The sequence below is a fragment of the Longimicrobium sp. genome, assembly GCA_036389795.1.
Lineage (GTDB): Bacteria > Gemmatimonadota > Gemmatimonadetes > Longimicrobiales > Longimicrobiaceae > Longimicrobium.
On sequence record DASVWD010000223.1, the window covers coordinates 87360 to 94761 of the forward strand.

Genomic DNA, 7402 nt, shown 5'->3' on the forward strand with positions numbered 1-7402 from the left:
ACACGTTCTAGGCGCTTTCCCGCTGACGGCGCTGGGGCCGGCCGCCGGTTGCCGAAGTGCTCGCTCCACCACGCGCAAAAACAGTCACCGATGAGGGAGGAAGCACCGTGACGAAGATCGATCCGATCCTAGCGAAAAAGCTGACGGAGCCGCAGGAGCCGGTCCCGGGCTTCCCCATGAAGTTCGTCTGGCACGAGCACTACTGGCCGGACCTCTTCGACGAGCAGAAGAGGCTGATCCAGACGGACATCCAGCGCGCGCGCGCGGAGGACAAGATCATCGTGTACCTGAGCTGTCCCATCAGCGCTCGGGGAGGAGGGTTTCACCGGACCAACGTCGAGATCGCCCAGGCCACGGAGCGACGTCTGCGCGCGAAGTGGGGGGAACGCTTTTGGATCCTCAATCCCACCGCTTACCAGCTCGAATCAAAGGAGGGGCTCGGCCTCATCGCGGCCTTTGCCAGAGAAAAGGGATACGAGCTTTCCGAGCTGATCAGGGAGGCACCCCCGTCGGGGGGCGACTACATGCGGATGTGGACGCAGGTCCTGGTGACGGCGCCGAACGCAGGAGAGTTGGAGAAGGAGAACACGGGCGCATATTTCGATGCGTACTACTTCCTCGGTCCCTCCGACGTCGAAGCGTTCTTCCAGGAGACGGGCGGCCGTACGCTCACCGCGTCGGTGGAGGCCTACTTCGCGAGCAAGTTCGCGACGGATCCGGACTTCCGCGAATACTTCGCCGTGAACGGCATCACTTGGGGAATCAGCGAGGCCTACAAAGGGAAGCCCGCCGAGTTGACATCGGACGAGAAAGAGCTGCGCGCCGCGTGGGAGCGGCTTCGGCAGGACTTCGTCCGGTTCTACACAGTGCGCGCGAGCATCGCGTACAGCTTGGGCAGCCACGACGAGTGGAACATCTTCAGGCTGATCAACGCGAACCGCCGCGGGCTTGATCCCAAGAAGTTCGGCGTCAACGCGGGCATCGGGGCACAGCTCAGCGGTTTCTTCGACGGACGCCAGATCGACCCCTCGGCCGCCGAAACCCCAGTCTCCAGCGGATACGCACGCTGAACTTATTCCGGCGGCATCGCCCCGCTGGAGGTAATCTGCCGAGCCGGAGGAGCCATGCGCCTCGCGACCTTCAATGTCGAGAACCTGTTCAGCCGCCCCGCGGCGATGAACCTCGAGAGTTGGGCGGAGGGCCGGCCGGTCCTTGACGACGTCGCCGCCCTCGCTGCACTCCTCGCCAAGACCACCTACGACGACAACAACAAGGCGCAGATTACCGAGATCCTTGATCGCTACGGGTTCGGAGACCGCGACCGCCGGAACAGACCGTTCACCATCCAACAGGTCCGTGAAAAGCTCTTCACGGTGCCGCCAGGCAGTGACCGCGTGAGGGTCGTAGCGAATGGCCGGGCCGACTGGGTCGGATGGATCGACCTGGTCCGGGAGGACCTCCCGGGTGATCAGATTGTGAACACCGGCCGCGTCATCACTGCGGTAGAACCGGACGTCCTCTGCATTGTCGAGGTCGAGGATCGAATCGCGCTTGACCGATTCAATCGTCAGGTGCTGGGGAACGAGTTCGGCAATGCGTTCAAGTTCGACCTCCTGATCGATGGCAACGACCCACGCGGCATCGACATCGGGCTCCTTTCGCACCACAGGATTACCTCCATCTGCAGTCACATCCACGATGTCGACGCAGAGGGGCGCATCTTCAATCGGGACGCTCCCGAGTACGAGATCGAGCTCACTGACGACCAGCGGCTGTGGGTAATCGGGAACCACTTCAAGTCCAAGGGCTACGGCGACCAGGCCGCGAACGATGCCCGGCGCCGCCGGCAGGCGGAGCAGGTCAGGTCGATCTATCTTCAGCGGCGTGAGCGCTTCGATTTCGTGGCGATCGTCGGAGACCTCAACGATGTCCCGACAAGCGAACCGCTTGAGCCCCTTGTTACGGGCACAGATCTCCGCGACGTATCGCTGCATCCCGATTACGACGACCAGGGGCGGCCAGGCACGTTCGACACGGGGCGCCCGGAGCAGAAAATCGACTACATCCTGCTCTCTCCCGCCCTTTGGGAGCGGGTCCAAGGCGCGGGAATCGAGCGGCGCGGAATCTATGCGCCGCGCACCTTTCCGCACTTCCCTGAAGTCACATCCGACCGGAACTCCGCATCGGATCACGCCGCCCTCTGGGTAGATCTGGATCTGGGGGTGTAGGTCTCTCCTCCTCCCTTTTCGCGATAACGCCCTTCCCCTTTGCTGGTGGCGGGGCGTTATTGTCGTGCTGACCTCCAAATCTCGTGAACCAGCGTGCCATCGGGCTCTCATCGGTTTGCCGGAACCCAGCCACGATGCAGTGCGACAACGATTACCCGCGGCCCTGCCGCCGCCTTCGAAACTGCAGGGTCTCTGCTATCGTGGCCCCGGCGGTGGCGAGACAACCGGCATCTGCTGAACGGCTGATGATGGCACCTGCCTCTGCCATAGCTCACGCACTCTGCGCGCCTGCTCCGGTCGACCTGCCCGTTCCAGAGACTCTGCCACAGCTCTCCACTCCTCCAATGGGAGGCCCGCTGAAAAAGCACGCAGATATGCATCAGCGGCAGCGTCTTGGCTTTCGGGAATCATCCCGAGCAGCCGCGCTGCCTCGGATCTTTCCATCGCGCTCGCGAGCGGATGCGCAGCAACCGCGGAGAGTGCCGCGGCCCCATCGGAGGTATCCCCAAGCGCCAACAGGGAGCGGGCCCGGATGAGGATCACCTCCGGAGGAGGGTCGCTGACTTCGTCCGTGATCGCCAGAGCGCGTGCGGGCTCGCCAGCACGCAGGGCGGCCTCCGCTGCTACCTCGACTTCTTTTTCGCCCGTGAGACGGACGCCGACCTTCCGCGCGGTCTCCGGTGCGAAGCAGAGCATCGCCAGAACCGCCGCGAGTAAAAGAACCGCCGCTGCCTGCCTTCGGGTCGCGCGGCCCGAGTGCGGGCGCACAGCGGGTGCCGGAGACCGCGTCCTGGAGGGCGGTTCAACAATCCGGGGGGCTGGTACGAACGCCTCGGGGTCCAGCTCCGGGGCGCGGGTCGGAAAGCGCGGCACCGGGAAACCGAGCGCGTCCGAAGCCACGCCGGCACCCGCCGCGGGCCTGGGGCTCAGCCGAAGCGCTTCCGCCGCGAGCTTGCCGACCGCGGCGCCACCGACTTGCTTCCGCGCGGCCCGCACCCGGTGATAGGCAAGCAGCACCACCGGAAGCGACGCCGGGGGCGCCACCCGCGAGGCCCACCGCAGCAGCACGAACGCCTCGCGCACGCGGCCGTCCGCCGCGTGGCGCTCGGCGTCCGCCAGGAGCCGCGGGAGCAGGCCGGCTCCAGTGGAGTGCACGCCCTCCATCACCGCACGGCCGCCATGCGGTCGGCGAGGTCGGGAAACTGGCCCCGGTGCGGGGTGGCGTCGATCCGCGCGAAGCAGCTCCGCGCCACCGCGGCGTCGCCGACCGCCTGGGCGGCGACGCCGTGCCAGTACACGATCCCGAACAGCGCCTCCCCCTCCCGCGCGAAGATCCTCGCCGCCCTCGCTCCCGTCGCCACGGCCTCCGCGTAGCGTCCCGCGCCGACCAGCGCCTGCATCACCCCCTCGCACGCCGGCACCCTCAGCTCCGGGAGCTGCATCGCCGCCGAGAACATGATCTCGGCGGTCTCGAACTCGCCGTTGTTCAGGAAGGTGGTGGCAGTCGCGAAGAGGAGCTGCCCCTCCTCCTCCCCTATCCTCGCGAGCATCTCCTCGACCAGCCGGTCACGGAGGGCGCCCGCGTCGGTGAGGTCCTCGCCCGCGGCGGGAACGAAGACCCGTCCGGAGAAGGGCTCCGGCTCCCTGGACGGGGAAAACGCGTCGGGATCGAGCACGACGACGTCCTCCTTCGGGTCATGGGGCGGAGCGGCCGCCTGCCGAGCCGCCCTCGCCGCCGCGAACGGGCTCTCGGTCGGGACCGGGGGCAGCTCGGCGGAGTCGCGCAGCGGTCCCGTCGCAGCTGCGGCGGGGGCTGACGTCTCATCCGCCACCGGCCAGGCGTCCTCGTCCGGCAGCAACGGCAGCCCCCCGGGCGGGACCTCAAAGGCCGGGATCTCCAGGGCTTCGGGATCGCGCCGCTCCGCCGGGTCCGGGAGCGGGGGGAGGAGGTCCAGCAGCCCGGCGCGCATGGACGCGGCGAAGACCGGAGGCGCCGCCTCGACGATCCGGCGCACGCGGCGGTTCCAGACCGGGTCGGCGGCGTCCATCCGGTCGGCGAGCGCCAGCACCTCCGACGTGGCGGTGCGCAGGTCGACCGTCGCCACGGCGAGGCGCAGCGCGACGTATGCGGCCTCGCCGACTTCCGGCGACCCCGGCGCGATGCTCTCTCGCGCGCGCTGGAGCGCGGCGCGCGCCGTGTCCCAGCGACCCTCGTCCATCGCGTCTTCGGCCGCGCCCAGGTGCCAGCGCGGGGAATCTTCCCTCGGGGCCGTCCCCGCGCCGTGCCCGAGCGCCCGCAGCTGCTCGGCGGGCGTGCGCCCTCCACCGTCCGGTGGTGTCGTGGCCATCCGTGGCTCTCCGGTTCAGGAGCGGAACAGGTCGCACCCGGCGGCGGAGCCGACGGAAACCGAGGCCGACGCGCCGTACGCGGTCCCCCACGGACCCGTCCGGCGCACCGCGCCCAGGTGCCAGCGCCGCTCGCACCGCCCGAGCCGCAGGCCGAGCGAGAGCAGCCGGGTGTCGCCGCCCCATGCGTAGGAGGCGCGGAGGGGGAACGCGCTCGTTCCCGCATAAGCCAGCGTGTACGGCGCGGCATCCCACCCGGGCTCCAGTCCGCCGCCGGCCAGCTCGGCGCGCAGCGCGGCCGAGAAGGCGCCGGCGTCCGTCTCTAGCGTCCCGCCCGCGCTCAGCACGGCCGGGAAGGCGACCGACTCCCACAGCTCGCGGCCGAGGCGTCCTTCCTCGGCCCCATCGTCCGCGGCCCCGAGGTACGGACCGTAGGTCTCGGTGACCTCAAGGCCGCCCTCCTCGCCGGGGACGACGGAGACGAGCCGCACGCGGGGGCCGTTCTTCGGGCGGAAGGCGCCGGAGACGGCGTTCGAGACGGAGGCGCCCAGGCGCACCCGCGCGAACGGCTGCGCCACCACGCCCACGTCCAGCCCCCAGCCCGGCACGTTCCGGATGCCGACCTCCCGGTAGACCTCCTCCGCCGGCTCCGCCCCCAGGAATGCCCCGCGGGCGTACGAATGCAGCCACCATCCCTTCGCCGTCGCGCCGACCCACAGCGCACCCACGACGGGGAGCCGTCCGACGTGGGCTCCGCGCGCGACCGCCAGCACCGTGGCCGACGAGCGCAGGGTGGAGTCGGGCGCGACGGGGCCCGCCACCCCCGAGGAGCCGCCCAGCGGCATCCCGATCCCGGCGGGGATGTCGCCGGCCGCGACGTGGTGCGACGACACGCTGAGGGCGAAGTCCCGGTGCTGCGTGGCCAGCCACTGCACCCGGCCCGCCGCCACGGCCGCGCCGGCGCCGGGGCGGAGGCCGCCGAGCCAGTCAAGGCCGGAGGGGAGGCCCACGAGGCCGAGGGCGCGCGCCGGCTCCCGCCACGCGCGGGACGGGAAGGCGTCCACGTCCACGGCGAGGGCCGAGTACGAGGAGAGCGGCCCATCGTAGATCGCGACGAGCGCGGGGTTCCAGAGCGGGGCGTCCGTGCGGCGCGCCTCGGTGACGGCGGCGCCGCCCAGGCCGGTCGCGGTGCCCACGGCGAGCGGCTGCTGCGCGTGGGAGACTCCGGCCGCGGCGCAGAGCGCGGCGGCCGCGAAGATCGTGGGGCGGATCATGGCAGGGGGGAGATCAGGTGACGAAGGACGAGGTCGTTGCGGACCGCCGCCGCCGCGCGGAGCGGCGGGACGGCGCTCGCGAGGATGACGCAGACGGTGCCGGCTGCCAGGCAGGCACCGAACGGAACGGGCCGGGCTCGCCGCCCGGGACGAGCGGTCCGCGCGGCGACCAGCCCGAGCGCCCCGGCTCCCGCGGCGGCGCCGCCCGCTCCGAGGAAGACGCTGGCGGCCGCAGCGGCTGCGGCGACCGTGGAGACCCCGAGCCGGTGCCGCGCACCGCAGCCGCGGACCGATATGACTCCAAGGCCCATGACGGCGGCCGTGAGCACCACATCCACGGTGGCCGCGAGCCCGCACACGGCGCCGACGAAGGCGAGTACGCCGTAGTCCGAGACGCCGATCGGCGCCCGGCGCGTAACCGCGCGCGCCGCCACGGCGAGGATGAGCAGCCCGCCGTCCAGGACCAGCACGGTGGCCGCGCGCCCCGCCGCCCCGGCCCAGCCTCCCGCCCCCCAGGCGAGCAGGAGCCCGGCGGCGGTCCCGGCGATCCAGGGCGCATGCGGGATATGGAGCGTCCGCTCGTCGCAGACGGCGATCCCGAGCAGGAGCCACCCCACCACCACCGCGGCGAGCGCGGCGGCGGGCCCGGGCGCGAAGACGGCCGCAGCCACGGGCACCACCGCCCCCGTGAGCGAAGCGGGGTCCCACCGCGCCGGGATCTCTCCGCGACACCCGCCGGACCGGGGCCGAAAGAGCGGCGCGCCGGGGTCGGGGATGCGCCGGGCGACCCCGGCCCAGACCGCGCCGAGCGCCGCGCCGGCCGAGACGCTCGTGGCCAGGAGGAGCCAGGCGGTCCCGCTCACGGGTAGGCCGCGGGAAGTTCGGTGCCCGCGCGCGCGACCGACCGCGCCCAGAGATAGACGTCGGCGGCGGCGCTCTGCAGCCGGCGGCCGCCCAGCGAGGAGAGTTCGCAGTCGAGCGGCTCCGGTCCCCCGTAACGGACCTCGACGGTCAGCCCCGCCGGCCGGTCCAGGACCTCGGCGACCAGGTGCACGGGCACGCCCGCGTCCGCGCCCCCGCCGCAGCGGACATCTCCGGCCAGCGCCGCGGCCGCCACGGTGTCCCCGCGCAGCGTGGCAGCTCCGTCTCCCGAGTCGACGAGCCGGACGGGGGCCGGCCAGGAGACCGCGCGCATCGGTACCTGCGTTCCGGTCGCAGGGAGCCCGGCGAAGAACCCGGCCGCTCCCGCGTCGACCCGCAGCGAGGCCGCGTAGTCGGACGCCGGGCGCCAGCCGGGGGAGCGCCGCGCCAGCGTCTCGCCATCGCGTGCGCCGAGGGTTTCCATCCGGGGATGCGCGCCGGCGACCGGTGGAAGTGTGCCGGCGCTCTCCGTGCCGCCCGGAGCGCACGCGGCGAGCAGCGCGCCGACCAGGGCGAGCCGGGTGCCCGGCGTGGAGGTGAGCATGGGGGATGGCCTCGGGTGGGAGCGGGCTCAGGGGTCGCGCAGGGGGAAGGGTCCGGCGGACGACCACGTCCGCCCGTCCGGGCTCGACG

Annotated in this window: 6 protein-coding genes; 2 read left to right on the forward strand and 4 right to left on the reverse strand. The window is 71.8% G+C overall.

All coding sequences use genetic code 11. The features are described from left to right. The first annotated feature begins 107 nt into the window (after positions 1 to 107). Positions 108 to 1070 (forward strand): hypothetical protein, encoded by a 963-nt coding sequence (locus VF746_26375; protein ID HEX8695969.1) that lies wholly within the window; start codon positions 108 to 110, stop codon positions 1068 to 1070. Between the two features lie 54 nt (positions 1071 to 1124). Then, a complete protein-coding gene (locus VF746_26380) occupies positions 1125 to 2228 on the forward strand; it encodes an endonuclease/exonuclease/phosphatase family protein (protein HEX8695970.1) in 1104 nt (367 codons plus the stop codon). A 1163-nt stretch (positions 2229 to 3391) separates the two neighbouring features. Here the strand turns inward: VF746_26380 and VF746_26385 are convergent. Genes VF746_26385 through VF746_26400 form a run of 4 tightly spaced genes read right to left on the reverse strand, consistent with a single transcriptional unit; the run spans position 3392 to position 7313 of the window. Further along, positions 3392 to 4576: a hypothetical protein gene (locus tag VF746_26385; protein ID HEX8695971.1), complete on the reverse strand. Its 1185-nt coding sequence runs from the start codon at positions 4574 to 4576 to the stop codon at positions 3392 to 3394. Positions 4577 to 4591: 15 nt separating this feature from the next. Then, positions 4592 to 5848, reverse strand: coding sequence for a hypothetical protein (locus VF746_26390; protein HEX8695972.1), 1257 nt, complete (start codon positions 5846 to 5848; stop codon positions 4592 to 4594). Next, the gene (locus tag VF746_26395; protein ID HEX8695973.1) at positions 5845 to 6711 is read right to left on the reverse strand and encodes a hypothetical protein; all 867 of its coding nucleotides are present in this window, start codon (positions 6709 to 6711) and stop codon (positions 5845 to 5847) included. Before VF746_26395 ends, VF746_26390 begins: the two co-directional genes overlap by 4 nt. Then, entirely contained in the window at positions 6708 to 7313 is a 606-nt protein-coding gene (locus VF746_26400) for a hypothetical protein (GenBank protein HEX8695974.1), read from the reverse strand. Before VF746_26400 ends, VF746_26395 begins: the two co-directional genes overlap by 4 nt. Positions 7314 to 7402: the final 89 nt, after the last annotated feature.

Excerpts from the sequence above, each read along its gene's own strand:
- VF746_26390 (HEX8695972.1), bottom strand. The coding sequence starts at position 5,848 with ATGATCCGCCCCACGATCTTCGCGGCCGCCGCGCTCTGCGCCGCGGCC.
- VF746_26380 (HEX8695970.1), top strand. The coding sequence starts at position 1,125 with ATGCGCCTCGCGACCTTCAATGTCGAGAACCTGTTCAGCCGCCCCGCG.
- VF746_26385 (HEX8695971.1), bottom strand. The coding sequence starts at position 4,576 with ATGGCCACGACACCACCGGACGGTGGAGGGCGCACGCCCGCCGAGCAG.
- VF746_26400 (HEX8695974.1), bottom strand. The coding sequence starts at position 7,313 with ATGCTCACCTCCACGCCGGGCACCCGGCTCGCCCTGGTCGGCGCGCTG.